18 protein-coding genes are annotated in these 24,283 nt (G+C 49.3%); all 18 read left to right on the top strand.

What is annotated here, in order from left to right:
* Positions 1-137, top strand: a 137-nt coding sequence (locus QLH52_RS23485) for a glutaredoxin family protein (protein WP_482194196.1), incomplete at its 5' end; no start/stop codon positions are given.
* Positions 138-2,110: 1,973 nt separating this feature from the next.
* Entirely contained in the window at positions 2,111-2,863 is a 753-nt protein-coding gene (gene amoC, locus QLH52_RS23480; protein ID WP_033159228.1) for a bacterial ammonia monooxygenase, subunit AmoC, read from the top strand.
* Positions 2,864-2,980: 117 nt separating this feature from the next.
* On the top strand, positions 2,981-3,730 hold the full coding sequence (gene amoA, locus QLH52_RS23475; protein ID WP_101053053.1) for a bacterial ammonia monooxygenase, subunit AmoA: 750 nt from the start codon (positions 2,981-2,983) through the stop codon (positions 3,728-3,730).
* A gap of 89 nt (positions 3,731-3,819) precedes the next feature.
* Complete coding sequence (gene amoB, locus QLH52_RS23470; protein ID WP_319963155.1) at positions 3,820-5,064, top strand: bacterial ammonia monooxygenase, subunit AmoB; 1,245 nt, start codon at positions 3,820-3,822, stop codon at positions 5,062-5,064.
* A gap of 116 nt (positions 5,065-5,180) precedes the next feature.
* A complete protein-coding gene (locus QLH52_RS23465) occupies positions 5,181-5,585 on the top strand; it encodes a hypothetical protein (protein WP_033159243.1) in 405 nt (134 codons plus the stop codon).
* 730 nt (positions 5,586-6,315) lie between these two features.
* Positions 6,316-7,683, top strand: coding sequence for a type VI secretion system-associated FHA domain protein TagH (gene tagH / locus QLH52_RS23460; RefSeq protein WP_319963154.1), 1,368 nt, complete (start codon positions 6,316-6,318; stop codon positions 7,681-7,683).
* Between the two features lie 79 nt (positions 7,684-7,762).
* Entirely contained in the window at positions 7,763-9,103 is a 1,341-nt protein-coding gene (gene tssK / locus QLH52_RS23455) for a type VI secretion system baseplate subunit TssK (protein ID WP_319963153.1), read from the top strand.
* 4 nt (positions 9,104-9,107) lie between these two features.
* Positions 9,108-10,418 carry a type IVB secretion system protein IcmH/DotU gene (gene icmH / locus QLH52_RS23450; RefSeq protein ID WP_319963152.1) on the top strand — a complete coding sequence of 437 codons (1,311 nt, stop codon included), beginning with the start codon at positions 9,108-9,110 and terminating at the stop codon, positions 10,416-10,418.
* 45 nt (positions 10,419-10,463) lie between these two features.
* On the top strand, positions 10,464-13,976 hold the full coding sequence (gene tssM / locus QLH52_RS23445) for a type VI secretion system membrane subunit TssM (protein ID WP_319963151.1): 3,513 nt from the start codon (positions 10,464-10,466) through the stop codon (positions 13,974-13,976).
* Positions 13,973-15,520: a type VI secretion system-associated protein TagF gene (gene tagF, locus QLH52_RS23440; RefSeq protein WP_319963150.1), complete on the top strand. Its 1,548-nt coding sequence runs from the start codon at positions 13,973-13,975 to the stop codon at positions 15,518-15,520. Before tssM ends, tagF begins: the two co-directional genes overlap by 4 nt.
* A gap of 697 nt (positions 15,521-16,217) precedes the next feature.
* A complete protein-coding gene (gene tssA, locus QLH52_RS23435; RefSeq protein WP_033159222.1) occupies positions 16,218-17,249 on the top strand; it encodes a type VI secretion system protein TssA in 1,032 nt (343 codons plus the stop codon).
* A 45-nt stretch (positions 17,250-17,294) separates the two neighbouring features.
* Positions 17,295-17,825, top strand: a complete 531-nt coding sequence (gene tssB / locus QLH52_RS23430) for a type VI secretion system contractile sheath small subunit (RefSeq protein ID WP_033159221.1) — start codon at positions 17,295-17,297, stop codon at positions 17,823-17,825.
* 3 nt (positions 17,826-17,828) lie between these two features.
* Positions 17,829-19,316: a type VI secretion system contractile sheath large subunit gene (gene tssC / locus QLH52_RS23425; RefSeq protein WP_026603012.1), complete on the top strand. Its 1,488-nt coding sequence runs from the start codon at positions 17,829-17,831 to the stop codon at positions 19,314-19,316.
* Positions 19,317-19,482: 166 nt separating this feature from the next.
* Positions 19,483-19,965, top strand: coding sequence for an Hcp family type VI secretion system effector (locus QLH52_RS23420; protein ID WP_033159220.1), 483 nt, complete (start codon positions 19,483-19,485; stop codon positions 19,963-19,965).
* 60 nt (positions 19,966-20,025) lie between these two features.
* Positions 20,026-20,832: a type VI secretion system accessory protein TagJ gene (locus tag QLH52_RS23415; protein WP_101053069.1), complete on the top strand. Its 807-nt coding sequence runs from the start codon at positions 20,026-20,028 to the stop codon at positions 20,830-20,832.
* The gene (gene tssE, locus QLH52_RS23410) at positions 20,832-21,335 is read left to right on the top strand and encodes a type VI secretion system baseplate subunit TssE (RefSeq protein ID WP_033159218.1); all 504 of its coding nucleotides are present in this window, start codon (positions 20,832-20,834) and stop codon (positions 21,333-21,335) included. The genes QLH52_RS23415 and tssE overlap by 1 nt, the downstream gene beginning before the upstream one ends.
* A 2-nt stretch (positions 21,336-21,337) precedes the next feature.
* Positions 21,338-23,224, top strand: coding sequence for a type VI secretion system baseplate subunit TssF (gene tssF / locus QLH52_RS23405; RefSeq protein WP_319963149.1), 1,887 nt, complete (start codon positions 21,338-21,340; stop codon positions 23,222-23,224).
* Complete coding sequence (gene tssG / locus QLH52_RS23400) at positions 23,206-24,261, top strand: type VI secretion system baseplate subunit TssG (RefSeq protein ID WP_101053073.1); 1,056 nt, start codon at positions 23,206-23,208, stop codon at positions 24,259-24,261. The genes tssF and tssG overlap by 19 nt, the downstream gene beginning before the upstream one ends.
* Positions 24,262-24,283 lie beyond the last annotated feature (22 nt).

Genomic DNA, 24,283 nt, shown 5'->3' with positions numbered 1-24,283 from the left:
AAGAATACTCGCACTGGCCTACCTATCCCCAACTGTATATCAACGGCGAGTTAATCGGCGGCTGCGACATTGTCATCGATCTCTTTAATAAAGGCGAGCTTGATAATATGCTGGCGAGCGTGACCGCAAAGCAATAGGTCCGCAGCCTTGGTTCTGCGGGCCAATTAGAGGAAACGCTACAGGAGAGTCGCTATTTGCCGAAAGATTTTTTCAAGCATCTTGTTGAAAAAATCGGCAAAGATGACGCGACCATTTATGTCTTCAGCGCTCAGATTCGTCCACGTCACCTCGTTCCAACCCAGCACGAGGTCGGAGTTTACTCTCACATGACTTGAAGTGGTGTCGCAATGCTTTCCATTTTGCTGCGAAAACCCGCCCTGCCAGCGGCTTCCGGGGGGGGGCGCTATTCAACCTGCGATTGATAATGCTTCGTTTCCACGGTTTCGCGGCGTTCATTTGCTGAATCGAAATGCCAAACCAGCCGCTTCGCCAGCCAAACGGCCTGGACCCAAGCGAAAATATCAAGCCGAGGTGTTGCCAGGGCCGTTGAAGTGCATCGGGATCAACAGCGTCAACCGTGCGGCAGGCGCTTGAAGACGGCGGTCCTGGGGGGTACTCAATCCTTTGCGCGTCCTATATCCCAAGGGTTTGTCCGGAACCAAGCCTGGCTAGCTGTTAACCGCTCAAAATCCCATTCGCAATCATCATTTAGACGAAGCTCCGCCAAGCTTAGTAGAGGTCGGTACGGTTGCTCACTGCGGCAATTTGGTGGCCTGGGATTTCGTCTGGACCTTAGCCATGACTGGGTTTTTAGCTGGCTGGACCGAAGTAAGGGCACTTGGAATAAGAGTTCTCAGGGCGTTCTAGAGTAGATCCGGTTTGTAACTGTTCCCGTTGAAGGGCTTCGATTGCGATACCCGGACTCGAGCAACGGTTCTGAATTTCTCAATCATCACTCGGTTCGCTATCTTACCGACCACCCTCGACACCCTGTCTTCAACCACTACAGAGAAAAACGCCACGACGGCACCAAAATCAATAAAAATACTACGCCCCGCAACGGCCGTACAAGCGCATCCGCGATCAACTCGACATTCCGAAATCCATCCAACAGACTCTTTGGGAGCATCATGCCAAGCTCAATCCGTTTACTAGCTCGCCTTTGAGTATGTTTTGAAACTGATTTTTTCACAAGCTCAGGTTAGATCTAATGTGAGGATATAACTTTGATCCTTCGGGTACCTTTTTCTGCGAGGCAATAAGAGAAGCAGTTAACCCGATAACGAATGCAAGTCTGGTTGTTTTAGAAATTGACGATATAGTCGGTTGCGTCTCGGATAGTCTCGGCGTAATTGGTAGTTGTCGCGCTGTGCAACATCTTACAGTGGTAGGCTATTCTTGCTGTCGGCGGCAACTGCAATGCATAAGAGGCCGAGATCTATTTTAATAATTTGTTATCCGTCCGCAATTGCCGATTCGCGGTTGGTCCGATTGCTCGGCTTACACTTGCTTGCTCCTTCGACGCCCTATCTTCTCATTCTGCTAGAGGTCCAGGCAAACCTGGGCAACCGTTCAGTCGTTGCTCCTGAATCGTCTTCACTAATTGCAGCTTGAATACAGCATCATAATGCACTCATTCTGTTTCATTCGTTTCGCAAAGGGAAGGTTTATCAAACTACTCGGGTGTGAATTTTTACTGAATCACTACGTTTTGAGTTAGACGTTTTTTTGGGCGTCTGAAATACAAGTGGGGATGGTAAGAAAAAATGCGAGGCAGATAGATGGTAGAGCTTGGAGCTGATCAATCAGGTTGCGACTTATCGCATGCACAGTATCTGGTAACCTATCTATCCTAATTGAATTCGAACGGGAATTTTATCGAAACGTCGCTTAAATAGGTGTTCGAGTTTTGTTAACAGTAAAATTGCAAATGGGTGACAGCGCGCACCCAGCTAAATTAGCTTAATTTATCTTGACAAGGATTTGGCAAGTGGTAGACTGCCACGCACCTCAAGGGACCGGGGTGTCTTCGAAATGAAGGCTAATAACATGGAAAAACAAAGAACTCCCGATTCGATCGGGGATTTAGATAATCTTTTAGGAGGTAGAAATGGCTGCTACAACTGAATCAGTTAAGGCTGATGCTGCGGAAGCACCGCTTTTAAATCAAAAAAACCTGTGGGCAGGTATCACCCTGTACTTGGTTTTTTATTCTTTCATTCGTTGGTACGAAGGTGTTTACGGCTGGTCAGCTGGCTTAGACTCATTTGCTCCAGAGTTTGAAACATACTGGATGAACATGCTGTATATCGAGATCGTTATCGAAGTACTGTTGTTTGCTGGTATCAATGGCTATATCTGGAAAACTCGTGACCGTAAAGTCATGTCAATCACTCCACGTGAAGAATTGCGTCGTCACTTCACACACTGGACATGGTTGGTTTGCTACGGTTGGGCGATCTATTGGGGCGCTTCTTACTTCACAGAGCAAGACGGTACATGGCACCAAACTATCGTTCGTGACACTGACTTTACTCCAAGTCACATCATCGAGTTCTACCTGTCATACCCAATCTACATCATCACTGGTTCAGCTTCTTTCATGTATGCAAAAACAAGATTGCCTACATACCACGAAGGTCTGCACTTGATGTATCTGATTGCGGTTATCGGTCCATTCATGATCCTGCCTAACGTAGGTTTGAACGAGTGGGGTCACACCTTCTGGTTTATGGAAGAGTTGTTCGTTGCTCCATTGCACTACGGTTTCGTATTCTTTGGTTGGGCTGCTCTGGCTATAATGGGTGTTGTGAACACCGAAGTAATGGCAATTGCAAAATTGCTGAAAAAAGATCTGGCTTAATAGCTTATCTTTAAAAGTAAAAATACTATCTCCTTTCCTGCCGCTGCTTTGTTTAAGTGGCGGTAGGATAAAGAGAAGTGAAAAAAATATAATTTTAATTCTTTAGGAGGTAAGCTAATGAGCGCATCTCAATCAGCTGTACGTTCACGTGCGGAAGCGGTACAAGTTTCCCGTACGTTCGACTGGATGATTCTTTTTACACTGTTCACAGCGGTTCTGGGCGGTTACCACATTCACTATATGTTGACTGGCGGTGACTGGGATTTCTGGACCGACTGGAAAGATAGACGTCTATGGGTAACCGTAGCTCCTATCGTTTCTATTACGTTCCCTGCGGCTGTTCAAGCATGCTTGTGGTGGAGATACCGTTTACCAATTGGCGCAACTTTGTCTGTTGTTGCTCTGATGATTGGTGAGTGGATCAACCGTTACATGAACTTCTGGGGCTGGACATACTTCCCAGTTAACATCTGCTTCCCATCTAACCTGCTGCCAGGCGCTATCGTTCTTGACGTTATCCTGATGTTGGGTAACAGCATGACTCTGACTGCTGTATTAGGTGGTTTGGCTTACGGCTTGTTGTTCTACCCAGGTAACTGGCCTGTTATCGCTCCATTGCACGTGCCTGTAGAATATAACGGCATGATGATGACTTTGGCTGACTTACAAGGTTACCACTATGTTCGTACCGGTACACCTGAGTACATCCGTATGGTAGAGAAAGGTACATTAAGAACTTTCGGTAAAGACGTTGCTCCAGTATCAGCGTTCTTCTCTGGATTCGTTTCTATCATTATTTACTTCTTGTGGCACTTCTTCGGCAGATGGTTCGCTAAAACCGACTTCATCGCTGACGACGCGTCTTAATTAGAAGAATAGTAAGAAAATGAACCTGGTGGTTCTAGATAGCTACCAGAAAGTCTTAATTAAAATTCTCTAGTGATAGAGGAGGAAATATGAAAATAATAAAAGACAAAGTTGCAAAACTGTCCTTTGTCGCACTGTTGGTCGCAATGACAGCAGCGATGTTCTATGCTCCAACAGCATCTGCTCACGGTGAAAAATCACAGGCTGCGTTCATGCGTATGCGGACGATTCACTGGTTTGACCTGAACTGGTCAAAAGAAGAAGTGCCTGTTAATGAAACTATGACAATTTCTGGTAAATTCCTGGTATTCGCAGGCTGGCCGGAAACTGTTGATAAACCAGAAGTTTCATTTTTGAACGTTGGTATCCCTGGTCCTGTATTTATCCGTGCAGGTTCTTGGATCGGCGGTCAATTGGTTCCTCGTTCAGTGTCTTTGGAATTGGGCGAAGTTTATGAGTTTAAAGTTCTGTTGAAAGCTCGTCGTCCAGGTGACTGGCACGTTCACTCTATGATGAACGTACAAGGCGGTGGTCCTATCATCGGCCCAGGCAAATGGGTAACCATTACTGGTTCTATGAGCGAGTTTGTTAACCCAGTCACAACATTGACTGGTCAAACAATCAACTTGGAAAACTACGCTCTGGACAACGTTTATTTCTGGCACGCAGTATGGTTCGCAATCGCGTTCGCATGGTTGTTGTTCTGGATCAAACGCCCATTGTTCGTTCCACGTCATATCGCTGTTAGCACTGGCAAAGCAGATTCTCTGATCTCAGCTGGCGACAAAAAAATCGGTATGCTGTTCGGCGTAGGTACTTTGGTTATCGTTGCTGCTTCTATGGGCGCTACCAACGAAAAATACCCTGTAACTACTCCTTTGCAAGCTGGTTTGTTGCGTGGTATGAAAACTTATCAAATGCCTGAAGCTAACGTTTCAGTTAAAGTTGATGATGCCACATACCGTGTTCCAGGTCGTGCAATGCAAATGACTTTGACCATTACAAACAACGGTGATTCAGCTGTTCGTTTGGGTGAGTTCAACACAGCAGGTGTACGTTTCTTAGATCCAGCGGTTCATGAAGATGATACTGCTTACCCAGACGATTTGCTGGCTGAAGAAGGCTTAACTGTTAGCGATAACAGCCCTCTGGCTCCAGGCGAAACACGCACAATCGAAGTTACTGCTTCTGACGCTGCATGGGAAGTATATCGTTTAGCTGACTTGATCTACGATCCAGACAGCCGTTTCGCAGGTCTGTTGTTCTTCTGGGATGAAAAAGGTAACCGTCAATTGGTAACAGTTGATGCTCCTCTGATCCCAACTTTCATCTAATAGTGAAAGTGTTCTAAGTCGAAATACTTAGGAAGAAATTGAAAGCCCTCGCTATTGAAAGATAGCGGGGGTTTTTTTTAGGTAATATGCTCGGAAACCGCAGGAAAATGTTAAAAATGAAAAAAGTGCTAGTAATTTTGGGGGTTTTAGTGCTGAGCGGTTGCTCGGAAAAAGAAGAATATCAGTCCGTAGTATTGGAACAGATGAAGCAAGATAAAGATATTAAGGACTACGGAATTGAGCCGGAATTAATGACAAAATGTGTCGTCGATACTTCGTCGAATGCTATGCCAGGGTTATTCATATTAGATCCTGAAAGGCGTAAAGCATATAAAAATTACGCGAAAATGTTGGATATTAATAAGTCAACGGATCCACAAAAAACATTAATCGAATTACGAGAAAGTTTCGGTGCAGCCAAAGAGCTTGCAGAAGCACATTCAAATTATGTCGAAAGCGTAGTCGAATGTATGTCTGGTTTAGTGACTGGCGGAGAGGAAAAGTTAAAAAATACAAAATAGGATGACGTTTTAACGAAAGCTATTTTGGTTATTACTCAAAAGTGAAATGCAAACCCAAATATGAGCAAGGCGAGTCTTAGGAGGGTTGTTGGTATATTCAGGAAAAAATGAAATAAAAAGGAGTTTATGTTGCAAAGAACCTCTGATTACTTCGGTTTTGCAAGACAACTCGGTGCCCATCATTGATTTAAATTACGCTGAAATTCGATGTTACGAATTAATCAGAGACTCCCAAAGCGACGACATCAGAAAGGTAACTAATGGCCCGAAACGTTACCGAAACTGCCGCTAGCTTAATGCATCACCGCCGTTGTTATCCTTAATCTTACAGAACTGTAAATTACTTACTTTGATGTTTGGGAGCTTCTCAAGCTCATAAGATAATCTGATCCTGTAATATCCCGGCTCAACTCGCCGGGATATTAAGTAGCGACAGGATCTCTTTATATAGAAATGCGTTCCTACAATGAGATTAAAGTGGCAAAGTCGGCGGATTGAGTTTGCATTCCTCGTTTGAAAGGCGACATATTTTAGAAGCTACAAAAGCAGGAGTTTTCCGTTCATCACATAACTATAATTTCGACAACTAACAATTTGCGATGACTGTTCTTCTGATTGAGAATCGCGTCAATTGATAAGTTTAGACTGCTATAAAATGACTAAGTTTTTAGATAAATGCTGACGTAAGTTGCTAAGCTATTTAACTAATGTTAACGGTAGGACGACAATCGTGCCAATTATCTTAAAAGTACTTTCTTACAAAGGTTTACCACTATCTACTGAATTGAGTGCCGAATTCGGTCAGTTAGGCGGAACAATAGGCAGAAAAGCAGGAAATACCTTGGTATTGCCTGATGCGGAAAACTTTGTATCAGGCCACCATGCTGAAATCATTTATGAGGACGGTGGTTACTTAATAAAAGACACAAGTAAAAATGGTACATATTTATCAAATGCCGGACTGAATATAAACGATGCGCAAGCAAGGTTATTAGATAGTGAAATTTTGCGGATCGGAGAATATGAGATTATTGTAGAGCTGCCATCAGCCAAAATATCACCAGCTTCACCCATTAGCGTCGAGAGTATTTCGCCTTCACCATTTGCCCAATCGTTTCAAAATGATCAACAGTCAATAGTCAACGAACCTCTGAATTTCTCGATTCCGAATAACGTAGCGAGTTCTCCCTTCGGAGAGCGTCCTCCTGCTTCCCCTTTTCACGATAGCTTTACCGCGCCCGAGGTACTACCTCCCAAGAGAGATGGTAAAGATATTGCCGAATTCTTAAAAGGCTTAGATTCCTTAGGTGCGTTGGATGCACCCCTCGGCGAGTCTTCCGGGTTAGAGTTCCCGAATTTGGAAGCAATAAATTTATCCGAGCCTATTCCTTCGAGCATAGCGTTAGATTCTAAAGACGTATTCCAAAATACGCCTAATATTGAGCGTGAAGATGGGCAGGCGGCTTCGCAAGCCAGTGTAGAGATTACGCTAGCACCCAATACGGAACCATTTGTCAGGTCTAAATCGGATGATGCGACGCTCATGAAGATGTTTCTGGATGGTGCGGGAATAAAAGATCAATCGTTTTTGACGGAAGAGCAGTGGCCGGAGGCGATGAAAGCGACCGGTGTGTTATTCCGAAATTTGATCGAAGGCTTGATGGACGTTCTACGCGCACGCGCGGAAATGAAAAGTGAATTTCGAGTTTCCGTCACCACAATCCGCTCATTTGACAATAACCCGCTAAAATTCAACCCAGATGTGGAAAGCGTACTGAAGCTGATGCTCGCACCGAATAATCCAGCATTTATAAATTCAAATGATGCGGTAACTGAAGCGTTTAGGGATGTTAAGTTTCATCAATTGGCGATGACGGCAGGTATTCAGGCTGCACTAGGGGAAATTTTGTATCGTTTCGACCCAGACACCTTCGAAAAGGTGTTGGGCGAAGGGATTGTTTTTCAGCGAAAAGCCAAGTGTTGGGAGCTTTTTTGCGAAAAATATCCGGAACTGAAAACACAAGCAATTGAAGGATTTTTTGGAGAAGAGTTCGCTGAAGCTTATGAAAAGCAGATGCGTCTATTTGCGAGGCGGTGAAAGTTTGCAACTCAATTGAATTGGTAGCGAAAATTTCATAAGTCATTGTTAATAAATAATAAACGGTACCGAATAGAGTATGTCAATCAATAACCGGATTGTTTGGTCAGAAGGCATGTTCCTTAGACCTCAGCACTTTCAACAACATGATCGTTATCTTGAAAGTCGTATTGATGGTCGTTGCTATGGAATCAGGGCTTATGATTGGGGATTTTCGTCGCTAAAACTAGATGCAGGGCAATTGGCGATAGGAAAAATCACTCTGGCAGCTGCTAGAGGGATTTTCCAGGATGGTACCCCATTCCATTTGCCAAACGAGGACGAACTGCCGCTACCACTTGATGTCTCTGAAGACATCGCCAATGAAGTAGTGTATTTAGCATTGCCGTTGAGTCGTCCTGACTCTGTTGAAGTTGATAGCGACAATAACCCCGATGGATTGGCGAGATACCGCATCACCCATAGGGATGTCAGAGACAACAACGCGGGGTACGACGCACGTTATCCCGTGCAAATAGGCAGTATTCGTCCAAGACTTATGCTTGGCAACCAAGAAAGATCAGGCTATCTGTGCTTAGGGGTCGCCAATATCGTTGAGGTGCGCGCCGACAAAACAGTCGTACTGGATGAGAAATACATTCCCGTGGTGCTGCAGTCTTCAGCCACTAGTATTTTGAACGGCTTCGTCCGGGAGTTGCAAGGCCTGTTGCATACCAGAGGGGAGGCGTTGGCAGCCCGCGTGGCGGGAACGTCGCAAGGTGCAGGCGTCGCAGAGGTTGCAGACTTTATGTTGCTGCAAACCATCAATCGTTACGAACCCTTGCTGGCACATTTGGCGGGGGATGCGCTGCTACATCCGGAAACTTTGTTTTCCTTGGGCCTGCAGTTGATGGGAGATCTAGCAACCTTCTACCGTCAAAATAAGCGACCCGCAGTGTTGCCCGAATATAGGCATGACGACTTGCGTATTTGCTTTATCCCGTTAATTGATGAGCTACGGCGCCTGTTAAGCATGGTGCTTGAACAAAATGCGATTCAAATTCCGTTAACCAAACATAGCCAGTCGGTTTATTACTCGGGTCGCCCCGATGTGAAATTATTGGAGCAGGCAATCTACGTATTGGCTGCCAGTGCGCAAGTATCTTCGGAGATGTTGCGCACGCATTTCCCACCGCAGGTGAAAATTGGCCCGGTGGAAGAGATCACGCAATTGGTCACTGCCGCCCTGCCCGGTATTTCAATTCATCCTTTGCCCGTTGCCCCAAGGCAATTGCCGTATCACGCCGGATGTTCTTATTTCGAACTCGATAAGCAAAGCCCATACTGGAAGAAGATGATGGATTCCGGCGGTTTTGCCTTTCATATTGGTGGTAATTTTCCGGGATTGGAGTTGGAATTCTGGGCAATAAAAAAAGGGTGATGACATGGTGCAACAAGGACCTTTCGGCGATGACGACAAAACAGTGTTGCGGCCTTCGCCAGGTGGACGAATGCCGCAGCAGCCATCAGTGACACAAATACCGCCATCTCCGCCGCCCCAGCAGCCGACCTCAAATATCAACATTCCGTCGCTCAGTGTGCTTTCCGGAGCGGATAGCGGTTCATTATTGACTTTATCAGCCGGCATTCTGTCCTTGGCGGCTAGGCTCAGAACAACCGTTAGCTATTTCGGGGTTGATGAACTAAAGCAAAAGTTGGCTAAAGAAGTCAGAGAATTCGAGAACCGTGGCTTGAATGCAGGGTTTCAGCAAGAAACTATGCGAATGGCGAGCTACGATTTATGTACTTTTCTGGATGAAATTATCCAAAACACGCCTTGGGGTTCGCAGAGTAATTGGGGGCATCAAAGCCTGCTTATCCTATTTCATAAAGAAGCCTGGGGCGGCGAACGCTTTTTCCAAATACTCGAACATCTGGTGAAACAACCCGCGCAAAATTTACCGCTCATCGAGCTTTGCTATGTGTTGTTAAGTTTTGGGTTCGAAGGTAAATATCGGGTCATGGCCAATGGCGCCAACGAATTGGAAAAACAACGGCTTGAGTTGTACCAATTAATCCAGCGAGTAAGAGGGGATTTTCCAACGGAGCTGTCGCCACGTTGGCAAGGGCAAAAAAGCGGAAATAGCTCGTTGATAACGCAAGTGCCCTTATGGGTGTTCGCCAGCGTAGCAGGTGGCCTGTTGCTGCTTTGTTATCTGGGTTTTGCATTTTTTATTAATTCGGCATCCGATCCTGCCTATCGGGAGCTACTGAAATTGGCCAAGGAGCCGGTACAAATGGCAACGGCTGCTACGATCACTCCGTCTGCACCGGTTATCGCCAACAGATTGGAACGCTTTAAACCGTTATTACGCGATGAAATTGCCCAGAATATGGTCGAAGTGGTCGACGATAGCATCATTCGCGTTCGTAATTCCTTCCCCTCCGGTAGCGATCAAGTTAAACCGGAGTTTTTACCGATGTTGAAAAAAATCGCCAAAGAACTCGAGAATGAACAAGACTCGATTTTGGTAACCGGGCATACCGACGACAAGCCCATTGTGTCGGCCCGCTTTCCGTCCAATTGGCATTTGTCTGCGGCACGCGCTAAAAACGTCTTGGCAATTTTGACTGCGTCCGCCCAACTAAAAGGTGCGGCCAGAGCAGAAGGTCGGGCCGATGGTGAGCCTTTGGCGCCCAATGACACTCCCGAACATCGAGCCCTAAATCGGCGCGTCGACATCTTGATTAAGTGAGAATACCGCGTGGAACGGATAATCAGTTTTTTTAAAACAAAGTGGGTGCTTGAACTGATCGGTATCGTGATTTTGTCGGTACTGATTTGGTTTGTCGGGCCTTTAATCGCAATTGCCGGCAGTGTGCCGTTGGAAACCGATTTAAGCCGGATTATAACGATAAGCGTCATATTCGGATGTTGGTTGCTTTACCGCTTGGTCGCGTGGCTGTTATCGCGCAAACGCGAGCAACGTTTGATGGCCGATTTGGCTGGCGGCACTGATGCAAACGATGCGCAATCGGCCTCGGCGGCCGAGCTGGATGTGCTGAATCGCGGCTTCGATGAGGCTTTGGCTTTACTGAAAACTACCAGTGCTAAACAACACGGTCGGAAGCAGTATCTTTACGAATTACCTTGGTACGCCATTATCGGCGCGCCGGGCTCCGGCAAAACCACAGCATTAATCAATTCCGGATTACATTTTCCCTTGGCCGAACGCTTGGGCAAGCATTCGGTAAAAGGTGTCAGCGGCACGCGAGATTGTGATTGGTGGTTCGCTGACGAAGCGGTGTTATTGGATACTGCCGGTCGCTATACCACCCAAGATAGCCATCAAGAAGTGGATGCTACCGCCTGGCACGGTTTCTTGCAGCTGTTAAAAAAATATCGACCACGCCGCCCTCTGAACGGGGTATTTGTGGCGGTGAGTGTCAGTGATTTAATTCAGCAGACCGAGGAAGAATTACGCCAACATGCCGCAGCAATCAGGCGGCGGATTACGGAACTTAATGCGCAACTGGGTGTGCAATTGCCGGTCTACGTGCTGTTCACGAAAGTGGACCTCGTGGCGGGATTTAGCGATTTTTTCGCCAATTTAACCGAAGACGAGCGTAGCCAGGTGTGGGGTGAGACGTTTATTCGTGCCGACAACGATAAAGAAGATCTGGCCGCTCACTTGGTGCAATTCGAAAAGGCCTATGACGAATTGACCGAGAGGTTGGTACAACGCCGTTTGAAGCGTATCCAGGAAGAGCGCGATGTGCAGCGGCGTACGGCTATTTTCGATTTTCCTCAACAAATGATGCTGTTCAAATCGGTGGCAACCGGATTTTTGGATGCCGGATTTGCCACCAATCGCTACGAAGAGCCTTTCCTGTTGCGCGGCGTTTATTTCAGCAGCGGCACCCAAGAGGGTACGCCGATAGATAGAGTGATGGCGGCGTTGGCCTCAAGCTTTAGATTGGAAAGGCAAGCAACACCGTTAATGAGCGGGCGCGGTAAAAGCTACTTTCTGACTAAGCTTTTGAAACAAGTGGTGTTTCCAGAAGCCGAATTGGTTGGCTTGGATCCAAAGGTCGAGCGGCGTTTTCGTTTGATGAACCTCGCCGGCTTTGCCGCCACCTTTGCGCTTGTGGCGATAGCGGTAGTGGTGTGGATGGTCAGTTTTGCCACGAATAAGTCGGCGATTGCCGATGTCGAAAAACAGGTAGAAATTTACCGAGCCAGTAATCTTGTTCCCACCGATTCGCGCTCCGGTTTTTTGGCCTTGTTGCCCAAGCTTAATGCCTTACAAGCCGCCAAAGACGTGTATGCACAAACCGGCTGGAGCAGCGGTTTTGGTTTATACCAAGGCGACAAAATCGATTCAGCCATCGATATTGCCTATCAGCGCTTGCTTCGTGAAAATTTTCAAGCCTTGATTACGCTGCGCTTGAAAGAGCGGATGCAAAGCGATGAAGGCAAAAATCTGGATGTACTTTACCAATTATTGCGTGTTTATCTGATGTTCGGCGAGCCGCAACGGATGGATGCCAAGGTTGCACAGCCTTGGGTGAAATTGGATTGGGAGCAAATGTTCGCCACCGACCCGGAGACCCAAGCCAAATTACAGTTACATCTGGATAATTTGTTGGCTTTGAATTTGGATCCAGCTGCTATCGATAACAGTTTTGTCGACGCAGTGCGTAATAAATTGACGCAAATTCCTCTGGTCAATCAACTTTATAGCCGTTTTAAAAGTGAGGCGCTGTTTGATCGCAGTCACGACATTTCGGTCGCCGGACAATTGGCGCCGAACGGCGGCCGAGTGTTTACCGCGAACGGCAAGGAATTGGATACGTTGGTGGTACCCGGTTTGTTTAGCAGTTACGGTTATACGGAGCTGTTTCTGAAAAATGGCATGGTTTACGTCAAGGAAGCCAGCGAACAAAATTGGGTACTTGGCGTAAACGGCGCAAGTACGCCTGTCGAAATTGATCGTTTATATAGCGATTTCAAGCGTCTGTATTTGGGAGATTACCAAAAGACCTGGGATAGCGTGCTGACGGCGGTTAAGTTCCGCCCGCAGCCCAGCAATAATCAGTTGGTAGATACGCTGGATCTGCTGTCGCGACCCGATTCGCCATTGAAGCTCTTGTTGGAGTTGGTCGAAAAAAATACCGCGTTAAGTAAGCTCTCGTCCGAATTGGCCGATGCGTTGGCAAAATCCACCGGCGGGGCTTTGGCGGTTCCGGAGGCCGCTACCCAAAAACTGCTGGCGATGGCTAAACAAAGCGACGGTGGCGTCGATCCGGTCAAGGCATTGGAAACTTACTTCGAACCTTACAATATGCAAGTGCGGGGCGCTGCCGACAGGCCTGCTCCGATCAATGCGACGATGGCGAGTATCAAAAATCTGCACGATTATCTGATGCAGATTGGCTCGGCACCTAATAGTGGCGGTCAAGCCTTGTCTACCGAAGCGGCGCGATTTGCCGGCGGCGGTGTTGACCCTCTGCAAGCAGCCAAAATGGAATTTGCCCGTTTGCCCGGTCCGGTTGCAGCCTCGCTGAATGCGTTGACCAGCACGGGCGGGCAACAAATCAAAACCGGCGCGAAAGGGCAACTCAACGAAATGTTGAAAACAGCGGTGACGATGCCGTGCAAAAGTGCTTTGGCTGGCCGTTATCCGTTTGCGAAAAATACTCAGCAGGATGTGTTGATGGCTGATTTCGGCAAAGTTTTTGCCGCTAACGGGATTGTCGATCAGTTTTTTAACGCTAACCTCAAGGCATTTGTCGATACCGCAGCGGTGCAGTGGCAGGAGCTTAGTTCGGATAAGGCTTTAGGCTTATCGGCAGCCAGTATTCGCCAGTTTCAGATTGCATCGAAAATTCGTGACGCATTTTTTCCCGGCGGCGGCGCGGTGCCGCAAGTGCAATTCGAGTTAAAACCCTTGGCCTTGGACGACAAAGTCAGCACCTTCAGGTTAAATGTAGAAGGCCAGGAGTTGGTTTACCGCCATGGTCCTGAGCAACTCACTAAGTTTCAGTGGCCCGGCACCAATAATAGTGCCGGGGTCAGAGTGGTGTTCGAAGGTTTGGACGGCAAACAAGTCAGCAAATCTAAGGAAGGGGCCTGGGCATTGTTCAGGATGTTCGACGAATTCAACATCCAACCTACTGGCCTGCCGGACCGCTTTAATTTGACCGTACAACTGGAAGATTATACCGCGAAATTTGAGTTGCGCGCGGCCAGTGTCAATAATCCATTTGGCATCAGCGAATATCAAAGCTTTCGTTGCCCGGAGTCACTATGAGTTCTATGGATGGGTTGAGCGTCGGCTTTTTCGGAAAAGTGCCGGGCCTTGGCGATTTTGTCAGTCGGCGGCTGCCCAGGCACTTTATCGAGCCATGGGACCAGTGGTTACAGGCGTCGATGCGTTCCAGCCAGGAAACATTAGGAGAGAGTTGGTTATCCTTGTTTTTGGTTAGTCCGCTTTGGCGCTTTGCTTTGAGACCTGGCGTGTGCGGTGCGAGTGCTTGGGCCGGTGTCATGATGCCCAGTGTGGATAGGGTCGGTCGCTATTATCCGTTGACGTTGGCGCAAGCCGTCAGTGCGGAGTCTTTGTTGTCATTGTTTTCGCCGGAATCGGCATGGTTTGCACAATTGGAAGACGCTGCGCTATCGGTGTTGAACGACTCCTGCGATCTGGATCAGTTTGATAAGGGGCTGATGGAAATCGGTTCTGCTGACAGCCTGACACCGCAGTATTTTCAAGCTGATTCTAGCGGCGGATTAACGGCATCCAACGGCAAGCTCGCATTTCGTTTCGATTTGGAGGGCCTGGATCAGACGGATGTAGTGTTTCCGCACTTGAGTCAGCGTTTGTTGGATTGCTTTATGCCGGGTTACAGCATTTGGGCAAGTGAAGGCGGCCAGTCGAATCGCCCCAATCTGCTGATTTGCGAAGGCTTGCCGCCTATCGATGCTTACGCGAGTTTTTTGCAGGGTATGCCGCAGGCTGGCAGATCTTGGCAGGTGCAGAGCTATCGCCAAGACCAAAGCGTCAAAAAAATCGAGAGAGAGCCGAGCGCCTCTGCGGTAGGCGCAACGGCGAGCCAGGACATAACGCTTCCGAACTCGACAAAGTGGGCTTCCTACGGGGTTACGGTGGTCGGCAATAAGCGTAAGCACAATGAGGATGCTTTGCTCGATTGCCCGTCACTGGGGCTGTGGGTGGTTGCTGATGGCATGGGGGGGCATCAATCCGGCGATGTTGCCAGCCGCTTGGTGGTGGATTCTTTATCGACCTTGGAATTTACCGAAAACCTGGATAATCAGGTCGAAGCCGTTTCCCGCAAATTACATAAGATTAACGACGATTTATGCCGTTTTGCTTCGGGCATTCAGCAAGGCAGTATTGTCGGAACCACGGTAGTCGCCTTGCTGGCCAAGGGTGACCAGTGCGCCGCCATTTGGGCGGGAGATAGCCGTTTATACCAATTACGCCAAGGCGAGTTTACGCAGATTACCCGCGACCATACCTTGATCGACGAATTGATGGATTCCGGTGTGATGACCCGGGAAGTGGCGGCCCAGCAAGTGGGAGCGAATGTGATTACCCGCGCGGTGGGTGGGCAATTGACGCTGGCGTTGGATGTGCTGCGCTTTCAGGCTGCCGGCGGTGATCGTTATCTGCTCTGTAGCGACGGCTTGGATAAAGAATTATCGGAAGCCGAAATTGCGGAATTGATGGGCTCAGGCAGTTGCCAGTCGGCCGCCGAAGCCCTGATTAACCAAGCCTTGAGCAGAAGCGGTCGAGATAATATTACCGTGTTAGTCGCCGAATTTAGTGGTTAAGCCGAAATCAGGATGTCTTAGGTCTCGGTATCTTTTGGAAGAAATACGCTTCAACAATCTTATAAGCGCGTAGATTCTCAGATGGACGGCTGTGGTCGGTAGTGTCTTTGGGGAATGGCTGTCAACGTGCGCTTAGTACAGATAGACCCAAGATGTGAAGCAGCCGATGTGAGCATTCGGCGACGCTAGAACGCGAGAGGCTTTTGCACCACGAAACAATGGACGGATTTTTTCAATGGAAAACGGTATTTCCCCTCGCGGTAGCCAGGCACCGCAAGTACCGAATATCGTATCCGTTACGAAATATCGTGCCGATTTGGCGCTGCAATGGTGTGTGCATGTTGTGATTTAGCACGCCGTTTGAATTTTAAATCATGTTATATCAATGTCTTACGGTTTTGTAGGCGTAGGGTTCATGAGTTGGCATGTTAAATGATCCCGATGCCTTATCTATTGATGAGCAAATGCAACTTGATAGGTATAAGATTCCGCGACATTTAGGGTTTTTTAGTTTAAAGCGTGACATGAAAAACCGACTAGACTAATGCGAATTGGTTTTGGGCTTAATACAGGCGTAACAAGTCCGGGGCACTATAGAATTGGGTCGATTGTAAGAAACGGGGCGCAAGGCACAAGGTTTCGTTACCGCTTTTCAATCGGTTGATGTTAACAATTGGATTACCATAGAGGCTTAAAAATGGCGGATTTGTCCGGATTACTAGAACCCGTTTCGGCGGAGCAGCCTTGTGGTGATAACCTTGAGTATGACAATGCCAGGGTGGCATTGGACACCAATATCTTAGGGACCCCGGAAAATCAGTTTTCTGGCGAGAAGGCGTTGCCGCCTAACTGGCGCGAGGTCTACAAGGAGGCTTTGGCGTTATTGCAGCGTTCCAAGGATTTGCAAGTCATTTTGTACTTGATCCGGACACTGATCAATGTTGAAGGTTGGAGAGGTTTTCGCGATGGACTGAGCTTTCTGGAAGAGTCCTTGACCCGTTATTGGGATTCCATACACCCTCAACTCGATCCCGACGACGGCATGGATCCGACGTCGCGAATCAATATTTTGGAAGAGCTTGCCAGCTTCGACCTGATAATCAGGCCTCTAAGTTTGGCGGTGCTGGTCGAGTCGAAAGCCATCGGCAGGTTTTGTTTGCGTGACATTCAGTACGCAACCGACCGGCTGGAAGTGCCCAAGGGCATGACAAAGCCAGACAACGGCGCTATCAACGCGGCTTTTCTGGATATGGATGACGCGGCGTTAGCTGATAATTATCAGGCATTGGTCGACAGTATCAAGATCGTCGAGCGGATCGATGCTTTCGTCAACGAAAAAGTCGGAGCCAGCCAAGGCGCGGTATTGACGCCGTTGAAAGCTTTACTGAAGGAAGTCAGGGATGATTTCGATCATTACGCGGGGTCGCGGTTGTCCAACGACGCCGAGACTGAGGCAAGCGACGATGGCAGCAGCGCTGAGGCGGGTGATGAGGTAAAGCCCGTTAAATCCAAAGCGGTGAGCGGCGCCATTGAGTCGCGCCAAGATGTGGTGAGAACGTTGGATGCGCTTTGTAAATATTATGCGGACTACGAGCCGTCTAGCCCCGTGCCCATTTTGTTGCGTCGGGCCAAGCATCTGGCAACTGCGGATTTCTTGGAAATCGTCCAAAACTTAATGCCGGATGCGCTTTCCCAAATAAGTGCGATAAAGGGTCCCGACCCAAGTTAGAAACTGATTTTTGGTAGTCCTTCTTAATGTCAAGCGGAGAATACAATGGCTGAAAGTAGTCAGAAGTTTATACAACGAAACCGGGCACCCCGGGTACAGATTGAATACGATGTTGAACTCTACGGTTCCGAAAAAAAGGTGCAGTTGCCGTTCGTGATGGGCGTCATGTCAGATTTGTCGGGTAAACCAGCCGAACCTTTAGCACCAGTGGCGGATCGCAAATTGTTGGAAATCGATGTCGACAATTTCAATGATCGATTGAAATCGATGAAACCACGGGTTGCATTCCAAGTTCCCAATACCTTGACCGGCGAAGGTAATTTGAATGTCGATATCACCTTTGAAAGTATGGATGACTTTTCTCCCGCAGCGGTTGCCAAAAAAGTGGCGGGCTTGGATAAAGTCTTGGAAGCCAGAACCCAGTTGTCCAACTTGATTACCTATATGGACGGTAAAACCGGCGCGGAGGAATTAATCGCGAAGTTAGTTAACGACCCCGCGTTGCTACAAACCTTGGCGGCGTCAGCGAAACCGGCGGAAGCAGGCGGTGATGCCGCTGAAGGAAAAGGGGAGTAAGCCATGGCCGAATTAGAAACCCAAGGCGGACAAGGCGCAACCCAAACCCTGGAGTTGGACGATTTTTCCGCATTATTGTCCAAGGAGTTCAAACCAGGCACCGAGGCAGCCAATCAGGTCAATACCGCAGTAACAACGCTGGCACAATATGCGTTGCAGGATGTTTCCAAAGTATCAGACGATGCCATTAAAACGATCCAGTCGATTATCGCCAGCCTGGATCAGAAAATCACCGAACAATTGAATCTCGTCATACACCATCCCGATTTTCAAAAACTGGAAGGCGCCTGGCGCGGCTTGCATTACTTGGTCAACAACACCGAAACCGACGAAATGTTGAAAATTCGCGTGTTGAATATCACCAAAAACGAGTTGGGTAAAACCCTGAAAAAGTTCAAAGGTACCGCCTGGGACCAAAGCCCGCTGTTCAAAAAACTGTATGAAGAAGAATACGGCACCTTTGGCGGCGAACCCTTCGGTTGCTTGGTGGGCGACTACCATTTCGATCACAGTCCGCAAGATGTGGAATTGTTGGGCGAGATGGCAAAAATCAGTGCCTCCGCGCATACCCCGTTCATTTCCGGCGTGGCGCCATCGGTGCTGCAAATGGAAAGTTGGTCCGAATTGGCCAATCCGCGTGATTTGACCAAAATTTTTCAAACGCCGGAATACGCGGCTTGGCGCTCGTTGCGCGAGTCCGAAGATTCCCGTTACCTCGGTTTGGCTATGCCGCGTTTCCTGAGCCGTTTACCTTATGGCTCGAAAACCGATCCGGTCGAAGAGTTTGATTTCGAGGAAGATACCTCGGGCGCCGATAGCAGTAAATATACGTGGTCTAACGCTGCTTACGCGATGGCAGTCAACATCAATCGCTCGTTCAAATATTACGGCTGGTGTTCGCAGATTCGCGGTATTGAATCCGGTGGCGCAGTGGAAGGATTACCGGTGCATTCGTTTCCGACCGACGAAGGCGGCGTCGACATGAAGTGCCCGACAGAGATCGCCATTACAGACCGCCGTGAAGCGGAATTGGCCAAAAGCGGTTTCATGCCCTTGTTGCACAAAAAAAATACCGATTTCGCCGCATTCATCGGCGCGCAATCGCTGCAAAAACCGGCTGAATACACCGATCCGGATGCCACCGCCAACGCCAATCTGGCCGCGCGCCTGCCGTATTTGTTTGCCACCTGCCGGTTTGCGCACTATCTGAAATGCATCGTTCGAGACAAAATCGGATCGTTCAAGGAGCGCCAAGACATGCAGGCGTGGTTGAACACCTGGATCAGCCAATACGTGTTGACCAATCCAGCAGTGGCCACCGAAAAAGACAAAGCGCGTCGGCCATTGGCCGGTGCGGAAGTGGTGGTCGAGGAAGTCGAGGGTAATCCTGGATATTATCAATCTAAGTTTTTCCTTAGACCGCACTATCAGTTGGAAGGGTTGACGGTTTCCTTGCGACTGACATCTAAATTACCGTCGCAAAAAGGTTAAGTCCTATTCGTTGAATAAGGCTAGGAAGTACGCTATTTGCCGGGGCAGCAATACGAAATTCCCGGCAGTGGCGGTTAGTCGTTTTATATCCCGGCTTGCCGGAGCTGTAAATCTGTGGGTGGATGCCCGTTTGTATTTTTATCACTAACTTCGAAAGGAGAGCACTATGATCTTATTAAAATTCGCGACCGAAATTAAAGGCGATAGCACCGTAGCCAGCCATACGGACTGGATTACCGTAGACAGTTTGCAAATGGGCGTAGGTCGTGCCATTTCGACCAGCGGCGTCGGCAAAGACCGCGATACCAGCAATCCTTCGTTTTCCGAAGTCACCCTGACTAAAAGCATGGACATCGCGTCCGTCGACCTGTGGATGCAGTCCATCTGCGGCAAAAGCTTGGGTACAGCAACATTCCATTTCATCCAAACCGGCGGCGCGGATGCCAAGGGTCAAGTGTATCTGGAAATCGAACTGGCCGACGCTATCATCAGCGGCTACAGCCAATCCAGCGGCGGTGACCGCCCTCACGAGAGCATATCCATCAACTTCAACGAAGTTAAAATGAAGTACAACACTTTCGGCGAAGGCGAAGCACCAGCCGCCGGCGCATTCAAAGGTTGGAACTTGATGAAAAACGAAACCGTGTAATCGCCGACCCCGGTGGAACCAACACCACTGGGGTTATTTTTGCACTCATCGGAGAATCGTATGCAGGACGTTTCACGTCTTATCGCCGAAGGCGAGCTGGATGCGGCATTGCAGCAAACCCAGCAGTACATCAGGCAAAATCCGGCCGATCCTAAATCGCGGATCCTGCTGTTTCAGCTGTATTGCGTGCAGGGCCTGTGGGATAAGGCGCTAAATCAACTTAATGTGTTGCGCGACTTGGATGCCTCCACCTTGTTGATGGTTAGTACCTACGAACAAGTTTTACTCTGTGAAGCCTTACGTAAGGACGTGTTTGCCGCACGCAAAACGCCGCTGATTTTTGGCGAGCCGCCAGCATGGCTGGCTTTACTGTTAGAAGCGCTAATACGGGAAAACAGCGGCGATTTTCAGCAGGCCGTGGCATTACGAACTGATGCCTTACAGCAGGCGCCGGCTACCGCTGGAGCGTTGGACGGTACGCCGTTTGAATGGCTAGCAGACGCTGATAGCCGTTTGGGACCGGTGTTGGAGGCCGTCGTCAATGGCCGCTACTACTGGGTGCCGTTTATGCAGATCAGCAAGATACAGCTGGAAAAACCCACCGATTTACGCGATTTGGTATGGATACCGGCGCAATTTACCTGGATCAATGGCGGCGAAGCCAGCGGCTTGATACCTTGCCGTTATCCGGGTTCGGAAGCCGACTCGGACGCTCGCATCCGCCTGTCCCGTTTAACCGAATGGAATGAAGTCGCAGACGGTTTAATGCATGGCAAGGGACAGCGCCTATTGGCTACCGACGTCGACGATTACGCGCTGTTAGATGTCCGTACTATTGAATTCAATGCGCCGGCAGGGCTGGAATAATGGCCGATTTACTGCACGCGGAACGTCTCCAACCGTCCTTGCTGGATCGGTTGACCGACGAAGCTCCCGATAAACGCGCGGAAACCCGCGAGCAACGTGTCATGTCTCTGCGCCAGTTGCGGCAAAGCGTATTGCGCGATTTAAGCTGGCTGCTGAATACCGCAGCGTTCGAGAGCATGGTCAATTTGACCGACTATCCGTTTGTGGCTCGTTCCGTATTGAATTACGGGACACCGGTCTTGTCCGGCGTATCGCTGACCGGGATTGACGTTAAAAAGATCGAACGCAAAGTTAGACAGGCAATTAACGATTTCGAGCCGAGAATCTTGGCGGACTCGCTGTCGGTAGAATTGGCAAAAGCCGATGATCAAATGAATCACAAGGCGCTGTCGTTTCGTATCGAAGGCGATTTGTGGGCGCAGCCGTTGCCGATACATTTATACATTCGCAGCGATCTGGATCTGGAAACCGGCGAAATCAGCGTCAAGGAACTGGACGGTTAACCATGGATCCCCGGCTGCTTAAATACTATAACCGCGAGTTGCAATACGTCCGTGAAGTAGGCGCGGAGTTTGCCGCAGAGTTTCCGAAAATAGCCAATCGCTTGGGTTTGGATACTTTCGAATGTTCCGACCCGTACGTAGAGCGCTTATTCGAAGGCTTCGCTTTTATGGCGGCTCGAGTGCAATTGAAGGTCGATTCCGAGTTTCCCAGCTTTACCCAGCAATTATTGCAGATTATCTATCCGCACTATTTGTCGGCTACGCCATCAATGACGGTGGTGGAGATGAAACCCGATTTTGCCGAAGCGGCTCTGGCAGACGGGATCACGATAGCCAAGGATACCGTGTTGCGCAGCCAGATCGCCAGAGGCGAACAAACCGCCTGCGAGTACCGTACTGCGCAAGACTTGCAACTGTTACCGTTGCAGATAGGCCAAATTGAATATCTGCCGAGTCTGGCTGCCGTGTCCAGTCGCGGCTTGACGGCCAAACATTTTCGCGGACCGGTCAAAGCGGCCTTACGTATCGTCTTGAATAGTGTGGGCGGTTTAAAGTTCAACGAAATTGCCCTGGACCGGCTGCCGTTGTTTCTGCGCGGTGTCGGCAATATCCCGTATCGCTTGTACGAACAACTGTTGGCAAATGTAAGCGGCATCGTCGGCAGTTTCCATAACGGGGTCTCGACGGAAATTCGCACGCTGTCTGCTGGGGGGGTACGCGGTCTGGGGTTCGAACCGGACGAGGCTTTACTCAGACAGACGCCGCGCTCGTTCGACGGTTATCGAATATTGCAGGAATATTTCGCATTCCCGGACCGTTACCTGTTTGTCGAACTCGGTGGACTGGGAGAGCTAGCAAGTAACTGTGACAGTGAACAGATTGAGTTGTTCGTGCTGTTCGACCGCAGCGAACCGCAACTGATTAATGTGTTGGATCAGAACAATTTGGCCTTGTTCTGCGTGCCGGCTATCAATTTGTTCCCTAAACGTGCCGACCGGATCCATATCGACCAGCGGCAGTCTGAATATCACATCGTGGTGGATCGCAGTAGGCCAATGGATTATGAAGTGCATAGCGTCAATGAAGCCACCGGTTTCGGTGCCGATCAGGAGAGCGAACAGGCCTTTCTGCCTTTTTACGGCTCTAAAGCGTCCTACCAGCACGCCGGGGAAACTGCGTTTTTCAGCTTACGGCGAGTGAATCGCGTGCTGTCGTCAAATCAACGTCGCAAGGGAGTGCGTTCCAGTTATATCGGCAGCGAAGTTTTTGTGTCCTTGGTCGATGCGGCCCAGGCGCCGTATTCCGGCAAGTTGGCGCAATTGGGGCTGGATACCTTATGTACCAATCGTGATTTGCCGCTGGTGATGCCGGTAGGCCAAGGTGATACCGATTTTACCTTGCAAGTTAGTGCGCCGGTGAAATCGGTGCGTTGTATCGCCGGCCCGACCCGGCCGCTGCCGGCTGCGTATGAGGCGGATACCGTGTGGCGCCTGATCAATCATTTGTCGCTGAACTATCTGTCGCTGCTGGATACCGATGCCAAGAGCGGTGCGGCGGCATTGCGTGAATTGTTGGGCCTGTATGCCGACCAGCGCGAACCGGCCATCAAGAAACAGGTTGAGGGCGTGCTTTCCGTGGCTTCAAAAAATGTGGTCAGACGCATCGATGCAAAGGGGCCGATGGTGTTTGGGCGCGGCTTGGAAATTACCGTCATGCTGGACGAGTCGGCGTTTGAAGGTGGCGGCTATTTTCTGCTGGCAACGGTATTGGAGCGGTTTTTCGCTCGGTATGTATCGATCAATTCTTTCGTCGAGACGGTGATACGTACCAGCGACCGCGGTGAAGTGGCGCGTTGGCCTGCGAGGATGGGATGTCGCCACACGATTTAATCGGTGAATTGACGAAGGATGCGTCGCGCTTCGATTTTTTCGAGGCGGTGCGTTTAATCGAATGTCTGAATAGCGATAAGCCTCGTTTCGGGACCAGTGTAAAAGCGGCTGACGATGCCGTGCGTTTTTCCCAGGAGCCGGAACTGGAATTTCCCGCTACCGCTGTAGATTACTATTCGCCGGGCGGGACGGGGCTGGGTAAACCGAGATTGGCGGTGAATTTTATGGGTTTGTTCGGTCCCAACGGCCCGCTGCCGCTGCATTTGACCGAGTATGCCCGAGAGCGGCAGCGCCACCATCACGATCCGACCTTCGCCCGTTTTGCCGATGTCTTTCATCATCGCATGATTAGTTTGTTTTACCGGGCCTGGGCCAATGCCCGCCCGGAAGTGCATTACGACCGGCCGGATACAGACCGCTTTGGTTTTTACGTGGGAGCCATGCTGGGTATTTCCGGGGCGCCGTTTCAGAACCGGGACGCACTGACCGACCGAGGCAAATTGTTTTATGCCGGGCATTTTGCCGCGCAGACCAAACATCCAGGGGGTTTACAGGCCATTGTCTCGGATATTTTTAAAGTGCCGGTCCGCGTCGCCGAATTTGTTGGCGAATGGATGGACATTCAACCCCGTGAGCAAACTCGTTTGGGCTGGAGCAAAGACACCTGTTCTCTGGGGAGCTCTGTTGTGATCGGCGCTAGCGTTTGGGGTTGCCAGCATAAGTTTCGTGTCGTTATCGGGCCGTTGCGCCGTAGCCTATATTTGGCCTTGCTGCCGGGCGGGGCGTTATTGCCCAAGTTGGTGGCCATCGTCCGCAATTATGTCGGCGACGAAATGGTCTGGGACGCACAATTGATTTTGGAAAAAGCCGAAGTACCGGAAGAGCTGGCCTTAGGAAAACCCGAAACGACCGGCGCGAATAGTATGAACGGCGATGCGCAATTGGGTTGGAGTACTTGGTTGGGACCGCGCCGCGGTGCAGGCGATGCCGATGATTTAACGCTTAATCCGTTTATACAGGCTGATGCTGCCTGCTGAACCACACTTAAACTTTAGCGAG

The sequence above is a fragment of the Methylomonas defluvii genome, from assembly GCF_033949435.1.
GTDB lineage: Bacteria > Pseudomonadota > Gammaproteobacteria > Methylococcales > Methylomonadaceae > Methylomonas > Methylomonas defluvii.
The sequence above is the reverse complement of the archived record's forward strand: the minus strand, read 5'-3'. Positions and strand labels throughout refer to the sequence as shown.

Coding starts and splice junctions, on each gene's coding strand:
- amoC (WP_033159228.1), top strand. CDS start 2,111: ATGGCTGCTACAACTGAATCAGTTAAGGCTGATGCTGCGGAAGCACCG.
- amoA (WP_101053053.1), top strand. CDS start 2,981: ATGAGCGCATCTCAATCAGCTGTACGTTCACGTGCGGAAGCGGTACAA.
- amoB (WP_319963155.1), top strand. CDS start 3,820: ATGAAAATAATAAAAGACAAAGTTGCAAAACTGTCCTTTGTCGCACTG.
- QLH52_RS23465 (WP_033159243.1), top strand. CDS start 5,181: ATGAAAAAAGTGCTAGTAATTTTGGGGGTTTTAGTGCTGAGCGGTTGC.
- tssK (WP_319963153.1), top strand. CDS start 7,763: ATGTCAATCAATAACCGGATTGTTTGGTCAGAAGGCATGTTCCTTAGA.
- icmH (WP_319963152.1), top strand. CDS start 9,108: ATGGTGCAACAAGGACCTTTCGGCGATGACGACAAAACAGTGTTGCGG.
- tagF (WP_319963150.1), top strand. CDS start 13,973: ATGAGTTCTATGGATGGGTTGAGCGTCGGCTTTTTCGGAAAAGTGCCG.
- tssA (WP_033159222.1), top strand. CDS start 16,218: ATGGCGGATTTGTCCGGATTACTAGAACCCGTTTCGGCGGAGCAGCCT.
- tssB (WP_033159221.1), top strand. CDS start 17,295: ATGGCTGAAAGTAGTCAGAAGTTTATACAACGAAACCGGGCACCCCGG.
- tssC (WP_026603012.1), top strand. CDS start 17,829: ATGGCCGAATTAGAAACCCAAGGCGGACAAGGCGCAACCCAAACCCTG.
- QLH52_RS23420 (WP_033159220.1), top strand. CDS start 19,483: ATGATCTTATTAAAATTCGCGACCGAAATTAAAGGCGATAGCACCGTA.
- QLH52_RS23415 (WP_101053069.1), top strand. CDS start 20,026: ATGCAGGACGTTTCACGTCTTATCGCCGAAGGCGAGCTGGATGCGGCA.
- tssE (WP_033159218.1), top strand. CDS start 20,832: ATGGCCGATTTACTGCACGCGGAACGTCTCCAACCGTCCTTGCTGGAT.
- tssF (WP_319963149.1), top strand. CDS start 21,338: ATGGATCCCCGGCTGCTTAAATACTATAACCGCGAGTTGCAATACGTC.
- tssG (WP_101053073.1), top strand. CDS start 23,206: ATGTCGCCACACGATTTAATCGGTGAATTGACGAAGGATGCGTCGCGC.